Origin of the sequence: Microbispora rosea (genome assembly GCF_044460045.1) — a bacterium.
Lineage (GTDB): Bacteria > Actinomycetota > Actinomycetes > Streptosporangiales > Streptosporangiaceae > Microbispora > Microbispora rosea.
Map to the genome: position 1 here is coordinate 1292438 of NZ_JBITJO010000001.1, position 18589 is coordinate 1311026.

The window sequence follows — 18589 nt, forward strand, 5'->3', positions numbered from 1 at the left end:
ATGAAGGCCCTCGTGCTCGCGGGCGGGTCCGGCACCCGGCTGCGGCCCATCACCCACACCCGCGCGAAGCAACTGGTCCCGGTGGCCAACAAGCCCGTCCTGTTCTACGGCCTCGAGTCGATCGCGGCGGCCGGCGTCAGCGAGGTCGGCATCGTCGTGGGCGACACCCAGGACGAGATCGAGGCGGCGGTGGGCGACGGGTCCCGGTTCGGCCTGCAGGCGAGCTACCTCAGGCAGGAGGCGCCGCTGGGGCTGGCGCACGCCGTCCTGATCGCCCGCGACTACCTCGGCGACGACGACTTCGTCATGTATCTGGGCGACAACTTCATCGTGGGCGGCATCGAAAACCTGGTCGGACGCTTCCGGCAGCGGCGGCCCAGTGCGCAGATCATGCTGACCCGGGTGTCCGATCCCCGCCAGTTCGGCGTCGCGGAACTGGCCGGCGACGGCCGGGTCGTCGGCCTCGAGGAGAAGCCGCGCGAGCCGAAGAGCGACCTCGCCCTGGTCGGCGTCTATCTGTTCACCCCGGCGATCCACGACGCCGTGGCGGAGCTCAAGCCGTCCTGGCGGGGGGAGCTGGAGATCACCGACGCCATCCAGTGGCTCATCGACGCCGGCCACGAGGTCGAGCCCGCCGTAATCTCGGGATACTGGAAGGACACCGGGAACGTCGCCGACATGCTCGAGGTGAACCGGCTGGTGCTGGAATCCCTGGAGCGCCGTGTCGACGGCGACACCGAGGACTGCGAGCTCATCGGGCGGGTCGTGGTGGAGGCCGGCGCCTCGGTGCGCCGCTCCCGCATCGTCGGCCCGGTGGTCGTCGGTTCGGGGACCGTGATCGACCGTTCGTACGTCGGCCCGTTCACGTCGATCGGCGCCGACTGCGTGGTGAGCGGCAGCGAGATCGAGTATTCGATCGTGCTCGCCCGTTCGTCCATCGAGGGGGTCCGGCGGATCGAGGCGTCGTTGATCGGCCACGACGTGGAGATCACGCCGGCTCCGGACACGCCGAAGGCCCACCGGCTGGTGCTGGGGGACCACAGCAGGGTCCAGATCAGTTCCTGACCGCCGCACGGTTTCCGACCGCTGCCGCTCTCCCGGCCCGTCCGGCACAAGCCCTTTCCCGTCCCGAGCTCGAAGACAGGTGTGGTTCTTCTGTGAAGTTACTGGTCACCGGCGGCGCCGGCTTCATCGGCTCCCACTACGTCCGTACGGTTCTCACGGGCGGATACCCGGCCTTCGCCGGGGCGTCCGTCACGGTGCTCGACCGGCTCACGTACGCGGGCAGCCTCGCCAACCTCGCCCCGGTGGAGGGGCGGTACGACTTCGTCCACGGCGACGTGTGCGACGCGGGCCTGCTCGGCGAGGTGGTGCCGGGCCACGACGTGGTGATCCACTTCGCGGCCGAGTCCCACGTCGACCGGTCGATCGACGGCGCGGCCGACTTCGTGCGGACCAACGTGCTGGGCACGCAGACGGTCATGGACGCGTGCCTGGCCGCCGGGGTGCGGCGCGTCGTCCATGTATCGACCGACGAGGTGTACGGGTCGATCGAGACGGGGTCGTGGGACGAGAACGCGCCGCTCGCGCCGCGCTCGCCCTACGCCGCCTCGAAGGCGGGCGGCGACATGATCGCTCGCGCGTACGCGGTCACCCACGGGCTGCCGGTCTCCGTCACGCGGTGCGGGAACAACTACGGGCCGTACCAGTACCCGGAGAAGGTCGTCCCGCTGTTCATCACCAATTTGATCGAGGGCAGGCCCGTTCCCCTGTACGGCGACGGCGGAAACGTCCGCGACTGGATCCACGTCTCCGACCACTGCCGGGCCATCCAGCTCGTCGCCGAGGTGGGCGGGCCGGGGGAGGTCTACCACGTGGCCGGCACGGCCGAGCTGACCAACCTGGAGCTCACGCGGCGCCTGCTCGACCTGCTCGGCGCCTCACCCGACCTCGTCAGACGGGTGGAGGACCGCAAGGGGCACGACCGCCGCTACTCCCTCGACGACCGGAAGCTGCGCGCCCTCGGTTACGCCCCCCAGGTGTCCTTCGACGAGGGCCTGGAGTCGACCGTGCGGTGGTACGCCGACAACCCGTCGTGGTGGAAACCGCTGCGGGCGGAGGCCCGGTGACGGCGACGCCATGAGGTGGCTGGTCACGGGCGCCGCGGGCATGCTCGGCGCCGAACTCACCACGCTGCTGGCCGGCGAGGGCGAGGACGTCGCCGCGCTGTCCCGGCGGGACCTCGACCTGTGCGACCCGGCGGCCGTCCGGGCGGCGGTCCGTACGGAGAAACCGGACGTCGTGGTGAACTGCGCGGCCTGGACGGCCGTGGACGAGGCGGAGACCCGCGAGCGGGAGGCGCTGGCGGTCAACGGCCACGCCGTGCGCCCGCTCGCCGCCGCGTGCGCCGGCCACGGCGCGACGCTCGTCCACCTGTCGACCGACTACGTGTTCGACGGCACGGCGCGGACGCCGTACGCCGAGGACGAGCCGGTCAACCCGGTCAACGCGTACGGGCGGACCAAGGCGGCGGGGGAACGGGCCGCCCTGCGGCACGGCGGCTACGTCGTCCGCACCGCCTGGTTGTACGGCGCGCACGGGCCGAACTTCGCCAAGACGATGATCAGGCTCGCCGCCGGGGGCGACCCGGTGCGCGTGGTGGACGACCAGCACGGCCAGCCCACCTGGACGGGCGACCTGGCGGCCCAGATCGTGCGGCTGGTGCGCGCGAGCCCGCCCCCCGGCGTCTACCACGGGACGAACGCGGGCCGGACGACGTGGTACGGCTACGCCCGGGAGATCTTCCGCCTGCTCGGCGACGACCCGGACCGCGTCAGGCCCACGAGCAGCCGGGACTTCCCCCGCCCGGCCCGGCGCCCCGCGTACGGCGTCCTCGGGCACGAGGCATGGGGGAGGGCGGGGCTGGCCCCGATGCGGGACTGGCGCGAGGCACTGCGCGACGCCTGGCCCTGGCTCGCCGGCTCCGGCGGGTTGTGACGTTCGCGGGCGTCCGCGCGATAACCCATGGACGGCATCCCGTGGCGCATTCATGGACGGTGGGGATTCGTGGACGGATCGGTGGCGCACGACGCGGACGGGACTGTCCCCCGATGACGGCGCCGGGACGGGCACACAGGCGGTCGGTGCTGGGCACGACGCTGGACGCGCTGACCATGCGGCAGGTCGTCGCCGCCTGCGTGGAGGCGGTGGACGGCGGCGGACGGCTCGACATCGGCGTGGTGAACGCCGCGAAGATCGTCACCATGCGCAGGGACCCCGAGCTGCGGCGGTCGGTGCTCGACTGCGACCTCGTCCTCGCCGACGGGCAGGCCGTCGTGTGGGCCGCGCGCCTGCTGGGCCACCCGCTGCCGGAACGCGTGGCCGGGATCGACCTGTTCACGGAGCTGCTGGCCGAGGGGGAGCGGCGCGGATACCGGCCGTACTTCCTCGGGGCCACGCCGGAGGTGCTCGCCCTGCTGGTCGAGCGGGTACGGCGCGACTTCCCCGCCCTGCGGATCGCCGGGTACCGCGACGGCTACTTCCCGGCCGGGGAGTCCGCGCGGGTGGCGGAGGAGATCGCGCTGTCCGGAGCCGACCTGCTGTTCCTCGGCATGACCTCGCCGAAGAAGGAGATCTTCGTCCGCGACTGGGGCGAGGCCACCGGGGCCAAGGTCGTGCACGGGGTGGGCGGCGCCTTCGACGTGCTGTCCGGACGCACCCGCCGGGCGCCGCGCGCCTGGCAGCGCCTCGGGTTCGAGTGGTTGTACCGCCTGCTGCAGGAGCCGGCGCGCCTCGGCCCCCGATATCTGAAGACCAACGGGAGGTTCCTCCTCCTCGTGGCCGCGGGACTGATCCGTGACCGCGGCCGTCTCGCGAGTTCCGCCGATTCTCTGGAGTGACAACGTGACGCAGCACCGCAGAATCGCCCTGCTGGGCCCGGGCGCGCCGGCCGGCCTGCTGCCGGCCATGGTGGACCTGGCGGTGCGCGGACTGCCGCCCGGCTACGTGGACGGGGAGTTCGTGTTCACCCGCAGGGGCATGCGGCGGCCCGACGGCACGTGGGACGCCGTCGCGGAGGGCCGCAGCGTGCGTTATTCGGCGATCGTCGCGCTCGGCGTGGCCACCCTCCCGGAGGAGCGGCAGCGAGCCGCGCTCGCCGGTGACACCGCGGCCGACCTGGCTGGGCGACTCGTCGGACGGCTGCCCGGCGTACGCGGGCTCGGCGACGCGGCCCTGATCTGCTGGGCGGCGGCGGAGACGGGACATCCGGCGCTGGACGAGGCGCTGCGGCACCTGGCCGGGATCGACCGGCTCGCCTCCTCGGGTCAGGTGTACACGGTCGAGGCCGCGTGGGAGCTCGCGGCGCTCGTGGCCGCCAGGACGAGGCTCGGAGCGAGCTCCGAGCTGGACGGCAGGCTGGAACGCGCCCGGGCCCGGCTGCTCGGCGGCCTGGCGTCCGGCCGCCTCTACCGGCACGTGCTCGGTCCGTCGTCCGGGCCGCTCGTGCCGTGGTACCGGGCGCACGTCGGCTGCTTCGCCGACCAGGTGTACCCGCTGCAGGCGCTGGCGCGGCTGCACGCCGCGGTCGGGGACGCCGACGCCCTGGCCGCCGCGGAACAGGTGGCCGCGGGGATCTGCGCCGCCCAGGGCGCCGAGGGCCAGTGGTGGTGGCATTACGACGCCCGCACCGGCGCCGTGGTCGAGGGATATCCCGTCTACAGCGTCCACCAGCTCGCGATGGCCCCGATGGCCCTGCTCGACCTCGCCGACGCCGGGGGCACGGCCTACCTGGACGAGATCGGCGAGGGCGTGCGCTGGATGAGCGAGCGGCCCGAGTCCGGCGAGTCGCTCATCGACGAGCGGCTGAGCCTCACCTGGCGGAAGGCGGCCAGGGCGGACCCGAAGAAGCTGGTGCGCGGTCTGCGCGCGGTGGCCACCCGCACCCGTCCGGCGGCCCGGCTCGCCACCCTCGACCGGTTCTACCCGCCGGTCGCCGTCGACCGCGAATGCCGGCCCTACGAGCTGGGCTGGCTCCTGTACGCCTGGCTGTTCGAGCTGCCGCGTCCGTCATGATCCCGGCGCCCGGCTGCTCTCGTCGCGCAGCCAGGTCGTGTAGTCGCCCGCCCGTACGGCGCGGCGCGCCCTGCGCCGCGCCAGCACGGTGACGGAGGTGAAGACGGCCGCCGCCGGGAGCAGCCACGGCTCTCGTGCGGCGATGCGGACCAGGTCACCCAGGCTCGTGCGCGCGGACGGCCCGCCCGGACCGGTCTCGCGCTCCAGCTCGCTCACGCTGGTCGCCGCACGGACGCGGCGGCGCAGCAGGTCGGCGAACGTGCGGGGGGTCTGAATCCCGGCCCGCGCCTCCGCCACGACCGTCCGCTCGTCCTCGCCGAACGCCAGGGAGGCGGCCAGGTCGTCGGCCATGACCGGCGGGAGCGCGCGGATCCGGTCGTTGCCCGCCTCGGTCACCGCGATGACCCCGCGGCCGAACAGCCCCGTGCGCACGTGCGGCAAACGGGTCCAGATCGCGTAGTACGCGCGGACGGCCCAGGGCCGTCCGGCAAGCGCCAGATCGCGCTCGGGCGCCGCCGCGAGCAGCGTGCCCGGCCCGCCGAGACGGGCCACGAGCGCGCGTACGCCCGCGGTGCTCACGGTGACGTCGGCGTCCACGTAGAGCCGGGGAAAGCCGCGGGCCTCCCGGTCGCCGAGACGCAGCGCCTCGCGTTTGGAGGGCACCGGCGTGCTGAGCACGCGCACTCCGTGCGCCCGCGCGACCGACTCGGTCTCGTCGGTGCACCCGTTGGCGACGACCACGACGTCGAACTCGCCCGGCCGGGCGTCGCCCAGCAGCCCGGAGAGCAGACGACCGAGGACCGGAGCCTCGTTGTGCGCGGGAATCACGACGCTCGTCACCGGATTCTCCTGAGGAAGGGTGCTTCAGAGCCGGGAGGAATCCGGACCCCGTGAGGGGTGGCCCGGCGAAGCCGGGGCTGCCCAGAGCGCGAAGCGCTCATGATCTGCTCCTTCCGCTGACGGCCAGGCAAAGTGCTCGTAAAATACGAACATGCGTACGGCCTACAAGGTGCGGGTCTACCCCACCGCCGAACAAGTAGCGGTGCTGAACCGCACGTTCGGCTGCGTACGCCTGGTCTGGAACACGGTCCTGCGTGGCGGCAGGCGCGCTACCGGGACGAGAGCGTGAGAACGTCCTATGCGCAGACCGACCGGTACCTGACCGAACTGAAACGCGACGGCGGCCACGACTTCCTGTACGAGGTGTCCAGCGTCCCGTTGCAGCAGGCGTTGCGGCACCAGCACACGGCGTTCGTGAACTTCTTCGCCGGACGCGCCAAATACCCGCGTTTCAAGTCGCGGCATGGCAGGCAATCGGCGACCTACACCCGCTCGGCGTTTCGCTGGAGGGGCGGGAGGCTGTTCCTGGCGAAGATGGACGACCCGCTGGAGTTCGTCTGGTCCTGGCCCGAAGTCGACCCTGCCACGATCAACCCGACCACGGTGACCGTCTCCCGCGACTCTGATGGCCGCTGGTACGTCTCCCTGGCGGTGGAGACCGCGACCGGACCCGAGCCGCTGCCCGCCACCGGCGGCCAGGTCGGCATTGACCTCGGCGTGACCCACTTCGCTGTCCTGTCCACCGGCGAGAAGATCCCCAACCCGCGCCATCTGGAGCGCAAGGCCAGGAACCTGGCCCGCTACCAGCGCAGGATGGCCCGCAAACAGCGCGGCAGTAACAACCGGGCCAAGGCCAGGGCGAAGGTCGCCCGCGCCCACACCAAAGTGCGGGAAGCCCGCGCCGACTTCCTGCACCGCACCTCCACGCGGTTGGTTCGCGACCACGACCTCATCGTGATCGAAGACCTCAACATCGAAGGCATGGTGCGCAACCACTGCCTGGCGCGGGCGATCTCCGATTGCGGGTGGGGGGAGTTCCGCCGTCAACTGGAGTACAAAACCCAGCGGTACGGCCGCCACCTGGTCATGATCGATCGCTGGTATCCCAGCTCGAAGACGTGTAGCGCGTGCGGGCACCTGCTCGCCGAACTCTCCCTGTCCACCCGGCACTGGACGTGCCCGGACTGCGGCACCCGGCACGACCGGGACGTCAACGCCGCCAAGAACATCCTGGCCGCTGGTCGAGCGGTGTACGCCTGTGGAGCTGACGTAAGTCCGCAAGGGGCCTCCCTTCGGTGGTCGGCAATGAAGCAGGAAGCCCAGCCCGTGAGGGCGGGAATCCCGGTCCTTTAGGGCCGGGAGGAAGTCAAACGAGCAGTATGGGTCTCCTCCATGTCAGGAGGCCCGATATCTCGGGAGGATCCCGGAATCCAGCGCCTCGCTCAGCGTGGGCGCCGCGGCGTCCTTGTCCGACAGGACCGGCTCACCGTCGAGCCGCCAGTCGACGCCGATCTCCGGGTCGAGCGGGTGCACGCCGTGCTCGCGCCCCGGCGCGTACGGCTGGGAGCACAGGTAGAGCACCGTGGCCTGCTCGCTGAGGACGGCGAACGCGTGGCCGAGGCCCTCCGACACGTACACCGCGCGCCGGGACACGTCGTCGAGGACGAGCCCCTCCCACATACCGAAGGTGGGCGAGCCCACCCGCAGGTCCACCACGACGTCGAGCACCGCCCCGAAGACGCAGGTCACGTATTTGGCCTGGCCGGGCGGTACGTCCGCGAAGTGGACGCCGCGCAGCACGCCGCGCCGGGAAACCGAGCAGTTGGCCTGGGCCAGCTCCATGCTGTGCCCGATCGCCTCGCGTAACTCCCCCGCCCTGAAACATTCGAGGAAGTCGCCCCGGATGTCGCTGTGGATTCGTGGGGTGAAGCTCCACGCCCCCTCGATACTCATCCGCTCCATGGCCGGAATCATGACACAGGCGTCTTGTAACGCTCGCGGTCCAGCGCCCGACTTATGACTGTCGGACTCCGGTGCTGGGAGGGAAATGCCAGCTCAGTTTCTGTCGGTTACGCCTGCCCGGAATTCATCCGGAGAACGGCCGGTGCGAAGTTCTCCGCACGGTCGGAGGAGGTTCTGATGACGACGTGCCGGCTGTGCGGGTCCGCGAGCCTCGTCGGCGTGGTCGACCTCGGCGCGACGCCGCCGTGCGAGCGGTTCCTCGGCGCGGAGCAGCTCGACGAACCGGAGACGACCTATCCGCTGCACCTGCGGGTGTGCACCGACTGCTGGCTGGCCCAGATCCCCGCGCTCATCACGCCGCAGGAAACCTTCACCGAGTACGCCTACTACTCGTCGTACTCCACCTCGTGGGTGGAGCACGCGCGGCGGTTCGTGGCGGACGCGGCCGAGCGGCTGCGCCCCCGCTTCGTGGTCGAGGTGGCGAGCAATGACGGCTACCTGCTGCGGCACGTCGTGGAACGCGACATTCGGTGCCTCGGCATCGAACCGTCGGTGAACGTCGGCCAGGCGGCCAGGGACAACGGGGTCCCGACGGTCACGGCGTTCCTCGGGCCGGAGACGGGCGCCGCCGTACGGGCCGAGCACGGGCCGGCCGACCTCGTCGTGGCCAACAACGTGTACGCGCACATCCCCGACGTCATCGGCTTCACCAAGGGGCTGCGCGCGCTCGTGGACGACCGGGGCTGGGTCTCCATCGAGGTGCAGCACCTGCTCACCCTCATGGAGCTCAACCAGTACGACACGATCTACCACGAGCACTTCCAGTACTACACGGTCGCCTCGGCCGAGCGGGCGCTGGCGAGCGGCGGGCTCGCCCTGGTGGACGTCGAGCTGCTGCCGACCCACGGCGGATCGATCCGGCTGTGGGCCCGCCCGGCGGAGCTCGGCGCGGAGCCGGGCCCGCGCGTGGCCGAGGTGCTGGCGGCGGAGAAGGCCGCCGGGCTGCACGAGCTGTCCGGCTACGCGCAGTTCGCCGAGCGGGTGGCGCGGGTCCGGCGGGAGCTGCTGACCTTCCTCCTCGACGCGGCCGCGCAGGGCAGAACGGTCGTGGGCTACGGCGCCCCCGGCAAGGGAAACACCCTGCTCAACCACTGCGGCATCCGTCCCGACCTGCTGCGTTACACGGTGGACCGGAACCCCTACAAGCACGGACGGTTCACCCCCGGCGCGCGGATCCCCGTCCTCCCACCGGAGCAGATCGCCGCCGATCGCCCCGACTACGTGCTGGTGCTCCCCTGGAACCTGAGGGAGGAGTTGACCGCCCAGCTCTCGTACGTACGCGAGTGGGGAGGCCGGCTGGTCTTCCCGATCCCCAGTCTGGAGATCGTGTGAAAGTCGTCCTCTTCTGCGGAGGCCGGGGCACCAGGATGCGCAGCGACCTTCCCGGCGGGGACATCCCCAAACCCATGCAGCTCGTCGGCCCTCGTCCGCTGCTATGGCATGTGATGCGGTATTACGCGCACTTCGGACATCGGGATTTCATCCTTTGTCTCGGATATGGCGCGCAACATATCAAGAGTTTTTTCCTGAACTATCAGGAAACGGCGTCCAACGATTTCGTCCTGCGTAACGGCCGCGTGGACCTGTTGTCCACCGACATCTCCGACTGGTCGATCTCCCTCGTGGACACCGGGGTCGATTCGCCCATCGGGGAGCGGCTCCGCCGGGTACGCCCCTATCTTGAGGGCGATGAGATCTTTCTGGCGAACTACGCGGACGTGCTCACCGACGCGCCGCTGTCCGACATCGTCGAGCGGTTCCGCGCCGCGGACGCCGGGGCGTCGATGATGGTGGTCCCGCCGTCCAACACCTTCCACTGCGTGGATGTGGGCGAGGACGGCAGGGTCGGCTCGATCACGGCGGTCAGCGAGATGCCGCTGTGGGTCAACGGCGGCTTCTTCGTGCTCCGCCAGGAGGTCTTCGACCACATCCCCGTGAACGGCGACCTCGTGGCCGACGGCTGCGCCGAGCTGGCCAAGCGGGGCCGGCTGCTCGCCTACCCCCACCGCGGCTACTGGCGGCCGAGCGACACCGTCAACCAGCGGCTGGAGCTGGACCAGGCGTGGGCGCGCGGCGACCGGCCGTGGGCGCTGTGGGAGCACGTGTGATCGGGCTGCGGCCCGGCCGCGTGCGCGGGATCGCGGCGCTCGCGGCGCACTGCGACGACATCGCGATCGGGGCGGGCGGCACGCTGCTGACCGTCTGCGCCGCGCACCCCGGCGTCCGCGTGGACGCCTTGGTGCTGTCCGGCGGCGGCACCGAGAGGGAGGACGAGGAACGGGCCGCGCTCGCCGCCTTCTGCCCCGGCGCCGACCTGCGGCTGACCGTGCTGAAGCTGCCCGACGGGCGGCTGCCCGCCCACTGGGACGAGGCCAAGAACGCCGTCGAGGAGCTGCGCGCGGCGGGCGACCCCGACCTGGTCGTCGCCCCCCACCGGGGCGACCTGCACCAGGATCACCGGGGCCTCGCCGAACTGGTGCCGACCGCGTTCCGTGACCACCTGGTCCTGGGCTACGAGATCGTCAAGTGGGACGGCGACCTCGGCCGGCCGGCGGTCTACCAGCCGCTCACCCCCGCAGTGGCGGAGGAGAAGGTCGCCCTGCTGCAGAGCCACTACCCCTCACAGCGGCACCGCCCCTGGTACGACCCGGAGGCCTTCCTCGGCCTCGCCCGCATCCGCGGCATCGAGTGCCACGCGCGGTACGCCGAGGCCTTTCACGTGGACAAGCTCACCCTCGACCTGGAGAACTGATGCGGCTACTGCTGACCGGACACCAGGGCTATCTCGGCACGGTCATGGCCCCGGTGCTCGCCGAGGCCGGCCACGAGGTGGTCGGTCTCGACTCGGGGCTGTTCGCCGACTGCGTGCTCGGCCCCCCGCCCGCCGACCCCGAGACGTACGCGGTGGACCTGCGGGACGTCCGGCCCGAGCACCTGGCGGGGTTCGACGCCGTCGTCCACCTCGCCGCGCTGTCCAACGACCCGCTCGGCTCGCTGGCCCCCGAGTTGACCTACGACATCAACCACCACGCCTCCTCGCGGCTGGCCCGGCTCGCCAGGGACGCCGGCGTGCGCCGGTTCCTGTACGCGTCGACCTGCTCGGTGTACGGCGCGTCGGGCGGCGACGACCTGCTGGACGAGGACGCGCCGCTCCGGCCGGTGACCCCGTACGCGGAGTCGAAGGTCCGGGTGGAGGACGACCTGACCGCTCTGGCGGACGACGACTTCACCCCCGTCTTCATGCGCAACGCGACGGCCTTCGGCTTCTCGCCGAGGCTGCGGGCCGACATCGTGCTCAACAACCTGGTCGGCCACGCGTGCCTGTCGGGGGAGGTGCGCGTGCTGTCGGACGGCACGCCCTGGCGCCCGCTGGTCCACGCCCGCGACATCGCGGAGGCGTTCGCCGCCGCGCTGGCCGCGCCCAGGGAGGCGGTGCACGCGAAGGCGTTCAACGTGGGCACCGAGCGCAACAACCTGACCGTCGCGGAGATCGCGGACGAGGTCGTCGAGGCCGTGCCCGGCGCCACGCTCGTGATCACCGGCGAGGCGGGCGCCGACCCGCGCTCCTACCGCGTGGACTTCTCCCGTATCAGGGCCGCCCTCCCCGGATACGAGGCCCGCTGGTCGGTCAAGGACGGCGCGGTGGAACTGGTCGACGCCTACCGCGAGTACGGGCTGACCAAGGAGGACTTCGAGCGCCGCTTCACCCGGCTCGCCCGCCTGTCCGACCGGCGGGAGGCGGGGGCCGTCGACTCCTCGCTGCGCCCATGAGCGAGATGCACGCGCTGGTCAGGCGGCTCTACCCGCTGTGCCGCAGCATCACCGGATCCGGCCTGCGGCGCACCCTGGAGATCATCGGCGAGTCGATCCCGCTGGAGATCAGCGAGGTGCCCACGGGCACCCAGGTCCTCGACTGGACCATTCCCAAGGAATGGAACATCCGCGACGCCTACATCAAGGACTCCTCCGGGACCCGGATCGTCGACTTCGCGGCGTCCAACCTGCACGTGGTCGGCTACAGCGTGCCGGTGTCGGCGACCATGACCCTGGAGGAGCTCCGCCCCCACCTGCACACGCTTCCCGGCCGGCCCGGTCTGGTGCCGTACCGCACCAGTTACTACGCCGAGACGTGGGGGTTCTGCCTCAGCGAGGACACGCTGGCGGGGATGGGACCGGGGCCGTACGAGGTGCGCATCGACTCGTCGCTCGCCGACGGGCACCTGACGTACGGCGAGCACGTGATCCCGGGCCGCAGCGCGGAGGAGGTCCTGGTCTCGTGTCATGTCTGCCATCCCTCGCTCGCCAACGACAACCTGGCGGGCGTCGCCGTGGCGACCCGGCTGGCGCGGCTGCTGGCGCGGGAGGAGCGGCACTACACCTACCGCTTCCTGTTCGCGCCCGGAACCATCGGCTCCATCGCCTGGCTGGCGCGCAACCGGGACCGGGCCGGCCGGATCAGGCACGGGATCGTGCTCGCCTGCGCGGGAGACCGGGGGCCGATCACCTACAAGCGCAGCCGGCGGGGGGACGCCGAGATCGACCGGGTCCTCGCCCACGTCCTGCGGGACCGCCCGCACACGCTGGTGGACTTCTCCCCCTACGGCTACGACGAGCGGCAGTACTGCTCGCCCGGGTTCGACCTGCCGGTCGGCTGCCTGACCAGGACCCCGTACGCCGGCTATCCCGAGTATCACACTTCGGCGGACGACCCGGACTTCGTCACAGAGGAGGCGATGCTGGACACGCTGGACACCTGTGTGCGGGCCTTCGAGGTGCTGGAGCGCAACCGCACCTACGTGAACCTCAGCCCGTACGGCGAGCCCCAGCTGGGCAGGCGCGGCCTGTACGAGTCGCTCGGCGGGCGCAGCGACACGAAACAGGCGCAGATGGCGATGTTGTGGGTGCTGAACCAGTCCGACGGCGCCCACAGCCTGCTCGACATCTCGGAACGTTCTGGACTGCCGTTCGACGTGGTGGCGGACGCGGCGCAGGCTCTGCTGGTCGCGGGACTCGTGAAGGAGTGACCGGATGACGCAGTTCGAGGCCTCCGCACGACCGAAGGCCCTCGGCCTCACGGTCGGCGAGGTGGTGGAGGTCCGCAGCGTCGAGGAGATCATTGCCACACTCGACGAGAAGGGCGAGCTCGACGGCCTGCCTTTCATGCCGGAGATGCTGTCGTTCTGCGGGCGGCGGATGACGGTGCACAAGGTGGCGCACAAGCTGTGCGACACGCTGACCGGCACGGGCATGCGGCGGATGCGGGACGCCGTGCACCTGACCGGGGCGCGCTGCGACGGCTCGGCCCACGGCGGCTGCCAGACCGCGTGCTCGCTGTACTGGAAGGAGGCCTGGCTCAAACGGGTGGACCCGGGCCCGCCCGTGCCCGACGACGCGCCCGCGCCCGAGCGCAGGCTTCCCCTGCTTGAGATCAACTCGCGCAGGGAACCGGCCGTGGACGGCGAGGTCCGGTACCGCTGCCAGGCGACCGAGTTGCTGCGCGCCGCGCCCGAGCCCCTGCCCTTCAGGGACCTCGGCCAGTACGTCACGGACGTCCGGGTGGGCAACGCCGGCGTCCTGGCCACCCTCCGCACGATCTTCTTCGGGCTGTTCAACCGATTACAGAGGGCGAGCCGCAGGCTGCCCCGACGGCTGCGGTTCAGGGACGGCATGGCATGGGGCTTCGTGGCGCCAGGCCCGAACACCACGACCCCGACCGAGCTGAGCGACCTGCAACCGGGCGAGCTCGTGCGGGTCAAGTCGCGGGAGGCGATCGTCGCCACGCTCGACACGAAGCGGCTCAACCGCGGCATGGGGTTCGAGGAGGAGATGGCGCGGTATTGCGGACACGTGGGCCGGGTCGCCGCGCGCGTGGAACGATGCATCGACGAGAAGACCGGGCGGCTGCTGCAGATGAAGAACCCCTGCATCATCCTCGACGGCGTCGTCTGCGCGGGTGTGTACAAGGCCAACTGCCCACGGGCGTTCGTGCCGTTCTGGCGGGAGATCTGGCTGGAGCGGGTCACCGAGGAGAACTAGGGATCGGGAGAGCCGATGCGAGAAAGCCAGGACGCGGAGCCAGAGGAGTTAGAAGAGCCGGAGGAGCCGGAGGAGTCGGCCGGGCCGCCGGACGGCGAGGCCGGCCACCTCCGGGAGATCGGCCGCAAGGCCGGACGCGGGCTCGGCTGGAGCCTGCTGGGCACCTTGGCGACCCGGGCGGGATCGTTTCTCATGGGCCTCGTCCTGGCCCGTCTGCTGTCCCCTGAGGACTTCGGCATCTACGCGGTCGCGCTGGCCGCGACCCAGTTCGTCATGGTCGTCAAGGACATCGGCGTCATGGCGGCGGTCGTGCAGTGGCGGGGCAGGCTGGAGGACGTCGCGCCGACCGCCACCACCCTCTCGATGATCTCCGCCCTCACCCTGTACGGCGCGTTCTACGTGGGCGCGCCGTACTTCTCCAGCCTCGCGGGGAGCGAGGAGGCCACCCCGGTCGTCCGGCTCCTCACCGCGGTCATCCTCATCGAGGCCGTCACCGCGGTGCGCAGCGCCACACTGCTGCGCAGGTTCCACGTGGGCAAGAGCGCCAAGGCGATCCTGGCGGGGTTCCTGGTGAACGCCCCGGTGGCGATCGCGCTCGCCGCCGAGGGCGCCGGGCCGTACAGCTTCGCCTGGGGACAGGTGGCCGGCGCCGTGGTCACCGGCGTGTTCATGCTCGCCTACGCCCGGCTGCCCTGGCGTCTGGGATTCGACCGGGGCGTCGCCAAGAAGCTGCTGTGGTTCGGCATCCCCTCCGCGGCGGGCATCGCCCTGGAAATCATGCTGCTCAACGTCGGCTACATCATCGTCGGCGCCATCATGGGGCCCGACTGGCTGGGCTTCTACCTGATGGCCTTCAACGTGTCGAGTTGGGTGCCCGGACTGATCGGCACAGCGATCCGTTCGGTGTCGATCGCCGGCTTCTCGCGTCTCGCCGAGCGTGACGAGCAGTCGCTGTCGCTCGGCGTGCAGAAGTCGGTGCCGATGCTGATCACAGCGATCCTGCCACTGGCCGTGGCCATGGCGGTGCTCGCTCATCCGCTCATCTACTTCCTGTACGGCGAGAAGTGGGGACAGGCGGCCGGCGTCCTGCGGTTCCTCGCGGTGCTGATGGTGGTGCGCATGCTGACCTCCTTCGCCCTGGACATCCTCAACGGGCAGGGCGCCACGCGCTCGACCGTCTGGATGAACCTGGGGTACGGCGTGGCCCTGATCCCCGCGGTGATCGTGGGCACGCACCTCGACGGCATCCGGGGCGCGGCCGTCGGCCAGGCGGCGGCCGCGCTGGTGGTGGCCCTTCCGCTCGCGATGCTCGCCGTGCAGCGCACCGGGGTGCGGCTGCGCCCGATCCTCCCCCAGCTGGTACGGCCGTTCGCCGGAGCCGCGGTGTCGTTCGCCGTCACCGTGGGCCTCGCCACGCTGACCGGAGGCAGCCAGTTCCTCCAGCTCGTCGTCGGAGGCGCCGGAGGGCTGCTGGTCTACGTGCTGATCGTGGTGCCGCTGCACCAGATGAGAACGGTGGGCGGCCACATGATGGAGCGGCTGCCCGCCGGTCACCGGCATCCGGTGCCGGTCGAGGCGACGGCGAAGGAGCACTGACGTGGCGGATTCACGGAGACTCGTCTCCATCGGCATACCGGTCCGCAACGGCGCCGACCGGCTGGAGGAGGCCGTGCGGTCCGTCCTCGCCCAGGACCACGAACGGCTTGAGGTCGTCATCTCGGACAACGCGTCCACGGACGGCACGGAGGAGCTGTGCCGGCGGCTCGCCCGGGAGGATTCCCGGGTCGTCTACCACCGCCAGCCCCGCAACATCGGCATCGTCGGCAACTTCACCGAGGTGCTGCGGCTGGCGCGGGGCGAGTTCTTCCGCTGGATGGGCGACGACGACCATCTCGAGCCCCACTGCGTGTCCCGCTCGCTCGAGCCGTTGCTGACCGACGAGCGGCTCATCCTGGTGACCTCGGACACGGCGTACACCAGCCCGGACGGCTCGGTGCACCGGCCGTCCTACCAGGGCACGGGGATGCTCTCCGCCGACCCCGTCGACCGGCTGGCGGAGCTGTGGGACGCGGTCACCACCGAGCACATGCTCCTCGACCCGCTGTACGGCGTGATGCGGCGCGAGGCGGTGGCGGGCATCCGCAGGCCCGTGATGATCCGCGAGGACGAGGTGTACGCCACCATGCTCGCCCTGACCGGGCCGTGGGGCCACGTCCCCGAGGTGCTGGCCCACCGCAACCTGCGCTGGAAGCGGCTGCCGCACATCGCCCGGGCCATCGGCGTGCCGGTGTGGACCGCGCACTTCGCCAACACGCTCCAGTTCCGCGCGATGTACCGGGCGCTGCGCACCGTGGACCTCACCCCCGAGCAGCGCCGCCGGGGCCGGGCCGTGCTGGCCCGCATCTACGGGCGCCGCCAGCGCCAGGTGCTGGCCCACCGCGGCCGCAAGCTCACCGGTCTCGCCGTTCGCCTCCTGGGAGGCTGACCCGCGGGCACGGCGGCCGCAAACCAACCACACCAGAAGAAAGGCCGACCCACTATGACGTCCTCGCCGCGAAGCGGGTTCGACCGCACCGCGATACGCCTCGTCCGGGTGCTGATGCAGCCCGGACGGGCGGTCGTCGCCGTCATGCGCCGCCTGCCCTTCGGCTCGTACGAGCTGCGCTGCGCTCTCGACCTGTTCCCCCGGCCGCACTACGCCTACGGGGTCCAGCAGGCGGCCGAACTGGCCAGGAGGCTCGGCGTCGACCGCATCAGCGTGGTCGAGTTCGGCGTCGCGGGCGGCGCGGGCCTGGTCGAGATGTGCCGCCAGGCACGGCTGGCCACCGCCGCCACCGGCGTGCGGATCGACGTGTACGGCTTCGACACGGGAGAGGGCCTGCCGAAGCCGACCGACTACCGCGACCTGCCCTACATCTGGCGCGAGGGCGACTTCAGCATGGACGTCGAGGCCCTGCACGCGCGCCTGCCCGAGGCCCACCTGGTCCTCGGGAACATCACGGACACCGTGGCGGAATTCCTGGACGACAGGCGGCCCGCGCCGATCGGTTTCGTCTCCGTAGACGTGGACTTCTACTCGTCCACGGCCGCCGCGCTGCGGATCTTCGCCGGCGACCACAAGTATTTCCTGCCCCGCGTCTTCTGCTATCTGGACGACACCGTCGGCGACGACGACCAGATCCTGCACAACGACTACGTCGGCGAGCTGCGGGCCATCAGGGAGTTCAACGAGGCCAACGAGACTCTGAAGATCGCCCCGATCAACGGTCTGCGCCACAAGCGGGCCGTGCCCGCGCCGTGGAACGACAACATCGTCGCGCTGCACCGCTTCGACCACCCGGACTACGGCCGGTACGTCGGCCGCCCCGACAGCCAGACCGAGCTGCCCCTCTAGACCGGAGGAATCGGGCGGCGGCTACCGCCGCAGGACCGCCGCCCGCAGCGCGCTCCAGCCGCGGTGGCGCTGGAACGGCAGCTCGAATACCGACGCGAACAGCCACGCCGCGAGCAGCGCGAGCGGCACGGTCAGCACGAGGGTGGCCAGGAACATCGTCACGCCCGGGGTGAGCCGGGGGGCGAGGACCATGCGGTTCACCACCACCACGATCGGCGCGTGGATGAGGTAGAGGCTGTAGGAGAACGAGCCGAGCCGGCGCAGCGCCCGTGTGTCGAGCAGGCGCACGAGGGGCCGGGGCCGACCGGCAGCCACGGAGGCGAGCAGCAGCCCGGCCGCCGGGCCGACGGCCAGATCGACCCAGAAGTAGTGGTCGACCGTCCACGCCGGACCACGCACGACGATCAGCAGGACGACGGGTGCCGCGGCGCCCAGCGCCAGCCAGGGGAGACGCGACGGCCACGGCGACGCCTCCCGGTGCGCGGTCCCGGGCGCCGTGACGCCCGGTGTCGTGCCGGCCGCCACTCCCGCGGCCACTCCCGCGGCGACCGCGCCGATCGCGAAGAGCACCGCGAACTGCGGGGTCAGCCGCATGAACAGGTCCACCGCGGGGACACTCGGCGCGAGCAGCCCGATGAGGGCCACGACGACGGTCAGCACGGCGAGCAGGACGGCCGCGCCGGCTCGCCGCAGCACGAGGAGCATCAGCGGGAACACGACGTATAGCTGCGCCTCCACCGCGATGGACCAAAAGGCGCCGTTGGGACTCGGCGAGCCGAACAGGTCCTGGACCAGCAGGCCGTAGACGACGACGGACTTCACCGTCGGACTGCCCTGCCCGGGCTGGGGGATCAGCGTCCACGCGACCACGAGGCTGAACAGCAGGGCCGCCCAGTAGGGCGGGAGGATGCGCCACGCCCGCCGGTAGGCGAACCGGCGCAGGCCGTTCAGCCGCCAGCCCGACCTCGCCGGCGAGACCGCCAGCGAGAACCCCGACAGGACGATGAACATCACCACCGCGAGGTGTCCGTAGACGAGCCAACCGGCCCACGCGGGGCCCGTGTCGGCGGGGAACCCCGGGAAGGACAGCAGCCAGCAGTGGTGCAGGACCACGAACAGGGCCGCGATCCCGCGGATCCCGTCGAGGCCCGGCAGGCGCGCGGGCGCGCGTGCCGCCCGGGTGGACGGAGCCGTCGCCTGACCCGCAGTGGACTCCATCCGCCG

The 18589-nt window shown here is 71.4% G+C and carries 17 protein-coding genes and 1 pseudogene; 15 read left to right on the forward strand and 3 right to left on the reverse strand.

Translation table 11 applies throughout. The features are described from left to right. The 5 genes from ACIBK1_RS06330 to ACIBK1_RS06350 all read left to right on the forward strand — a co-directional run bounded on the left by ACIBK1_RS06330 (position 1) and on the right by ACIBK1_RS06350 (position 5073). Entirely contained in the window at positions 1-1065 is a 1065-nt protein-coding gene (locus tag ACIBK1_RS06330; protein ID WP_363527249.1) for a glucose-1-phosphate thymidylyltransferase, read from the forward strand. Positions 1066-1157: 92 nt separating this feature from the next. After that, on the forward strand, positions 1158-2129 hold the full coding sequence (rfbB, locus tag ACIBK1_RS06335; protein ID WP_030510118.1) for a dTDP-glucose 4,6-dehydratase: 972 nt from the start codon (positions 1158-1160) through the stop codon (positions 2127-2129). Positions 2130-2139: 10 nt separating this feature from the next. Beyond that, on the forward strand, positions 2140-2997 hold the full coding sequence (gene rfbD, locus ACIBK1_RS06340; RefSeq protein WP_396732757.1) for a dTDP-4-dehydrorhamnose reductase: 858 nt from the start codon (positions 2140-2142) through the stop codon (positions 2995-2997). A gap of 113 nt (positions 2998-3110) precedes the next feature. Beyond that, positions 3111-3899, forward strand: a complete 789-nt coding sequence (locus ACIBK1_RS06345) for a WecB/TagA/CpsF family glycosyltransferase (protein ID WP_396732760.1) — start codon at positions 3111-3113, stop codon at positions 3897-3899. A 4-nt stretch (positions 3900-3903) separates the two neighbouring features. Then, positions 3904-5073 carry a hypothetical protein gene (locus ACIBK1_RS06350; RefSeq protein ID WP_396732763.1) on the forward strand — a complete coding sequence of 390 codons (1170 nt, stop codon included), beginning with the start codon at positions 3904-3906 and terminating at the stop codon, positions 5071-5073. On the opposite strand, the gene ACIBK1_RS06355 is transcribed toward ACIBK1_RS06350, so the two are convergent. Then, a complete protein-coding gene (locus ACIBK1_RS06355; protein ID WP_396732766.1) occupies positions 5068-5913 on the reverse strand; it encodes a glycosyltransferase in 846 nt (281 codons plus the stop codon). The two genes, ACIBK1_RS06350 and ACIBK1_RS06355, sit on opposite strands and share 6 nt — an antisense overlap. Positions 5914-6064: 151 nt before the next feature. On the opposite strand from ACIBK1_RS06355, the pseudogene ACIBK1_RS06360 reads away from it, so the two are divergent. Then, positions 6065-7266 (forward strand): annotated as a pseudogene (locus ACIBK1_RS06360) (RNA-guided endonuclease InsQ/TnpB family protein). A 42-nt stretch (positions 7267-7308) separates the two neighbouring features. On the opposite strand, the gene rfbC reads toward ACIBK1_RS06360, so the two are convergent. After that, positions 7309-7875 (reverse strand): dTDP-4-dehydrorhamnose 3,5-epimerase, encoded by a 567-nt coding sequence (gene rfbC / locus ACIBK1_RS06365; protein ID WP_396732769.1) that lies wholly within the window; start codon positions 7873-7875, stop codon positions 7309-7311. A gap of 177 nt (positions 7876-8052) precedes the next feature. On the opposite strand from rfbC, the gene ACIBK1_RS06370 reads away from it, so the two are divergent. The 9 genes from ACIBK1_RS06370 to ACIBK1_RS06410 all read left to right on the forward strand — a co-directional run bounded on the left by ACIBK1_RS06370 (position 8053) and on the right by ACIBK1_RS06410 (position 17365). Then, positions 8053-9267 carry a class I SAM-dependent methyltransferase gene (locus ACIBK1_RS06370; RefSeq protein ID WP_396732772.1) on the forward strand — a complete coding sequence of 405 codons (1215 nt, stop codon included), beginning with the start codon at positions 8053-8055 and terminating at the stop codon, positions 9265-9267. 245 nt (positions 9268-9512) lie between these two features. After that, positions 9513-10043 (forward strand): glycosyltransferase family protein, encoded by a 531-nt coding sequence (locus ACIBK1_RS06375; RefSeq protein WP_231514047.1) that lies wholly within the window; start codon positions 9513-9515, stop codon positions 10041-10043. Beyond that, positions 10040-10687: a PIG-L deacetylase family protein gene (locus ACIBK1_RS06380; RefSeq protein ID WP_030510109.1), complete on the forward strand. Its 648-nt coding sequence runs from the start codon at positions 10040-10042 to the stop codon at positions 10685-10687. Before ACIBK1_RS06375 ends, ACIBK1_RS06380 begins: the two co-directional genes overlap by 4 nt. Continuing rightward, positions 10687-11706 carry an NAD-dependent epimerase/dehydratase family protein gene (locus ACIBK1_RS06385; protein WP_030510108.1) on the forward strand — a complete coding sequence of 340 codons (1020 nt, stop codon included), beginning with the start codon at positions 10687-10689 and terminating at the stop codon, positions 11704-11706. Before ACIBK1_RS06380 ends, ACIBK1_RS06385 begins: the two co-directional genes overlap by 1 nt. Next, entirely contained in the window at positions 11703-12959 is a 1257-nt protein-coding gene (locus ACIBK1_RS06390; protein ID WP_030510107.1) for a DUF4910 domain-containing protein, read from the forward strand. The genes ACIBK1_RS06385 and ACIBK1_RS06390 overlap by 4 nt, the downstream gene beginning before the upstream one ends. 4 nt (positions 12960-12963) lie before the next feature. After that, positions 12964-13971 carry a hypothetical protein gene (locus tag ACIBK1_RS06395; protein WP_030510106.1) on the forward strand — a complete coding sequence of 336 codons (1008 nt, stop codon included), beginning with the start codon at positions 12964-12966 and terminating at the stop codon, positions 13969-13971. 15 nt (positions 13972-13986) lie between these two features. Beyond that, positions 13987-15567: an oligosaccharide flippase family protein gene (locus tag ACIBK1_RS06400; protein ID WP_396732778.1), complete on the forward strand. Its 1581-nt coding sequence runs from the start codon at positions 13987-13989 to the stop codon at positions 15565-15567. A gap of 1 nt (position 15568) precedes the next feature. Next, on the forward strand, positions 15569-16456 hold the full coding sequence (locus ACIBK1_RS06405) for a glycosyltransferase family 2 protein (protein WP_396732781.1): 888 nt from the start codon (positions 15569-15571) through the stop codon (positions 16454-16456). Between the two features lie 54 nt (positions 16457-16510). Beyond that, positions 16511-17365 (forward strand): hypothetical protein, encoded by an 855-nt coding sequence (locus ACIBK1_RS06410; protein ID WP_051762090.1) that lies wholly within the window; start codon positions 16511-16513, stop codon positions 17363-17365. 21 nt (positions 17366-17386) lie between these two features. On the opposite strand, the gene ACIBK1_RS06415 is transcribed toward ACIBK1_RS06410, so the two are convergent. After that, positions 17387-18583, reverse strand: coding sequence for an acyltransferase family protein (locus ACIBK1_RS06415; RefSeq protein WP_396732784.1), 1197 nt, complete (start codon positions 18581-18583; stop codon positions 17387-17389). Positions 18584-18589: the final 6 nt, after the last annotated feature.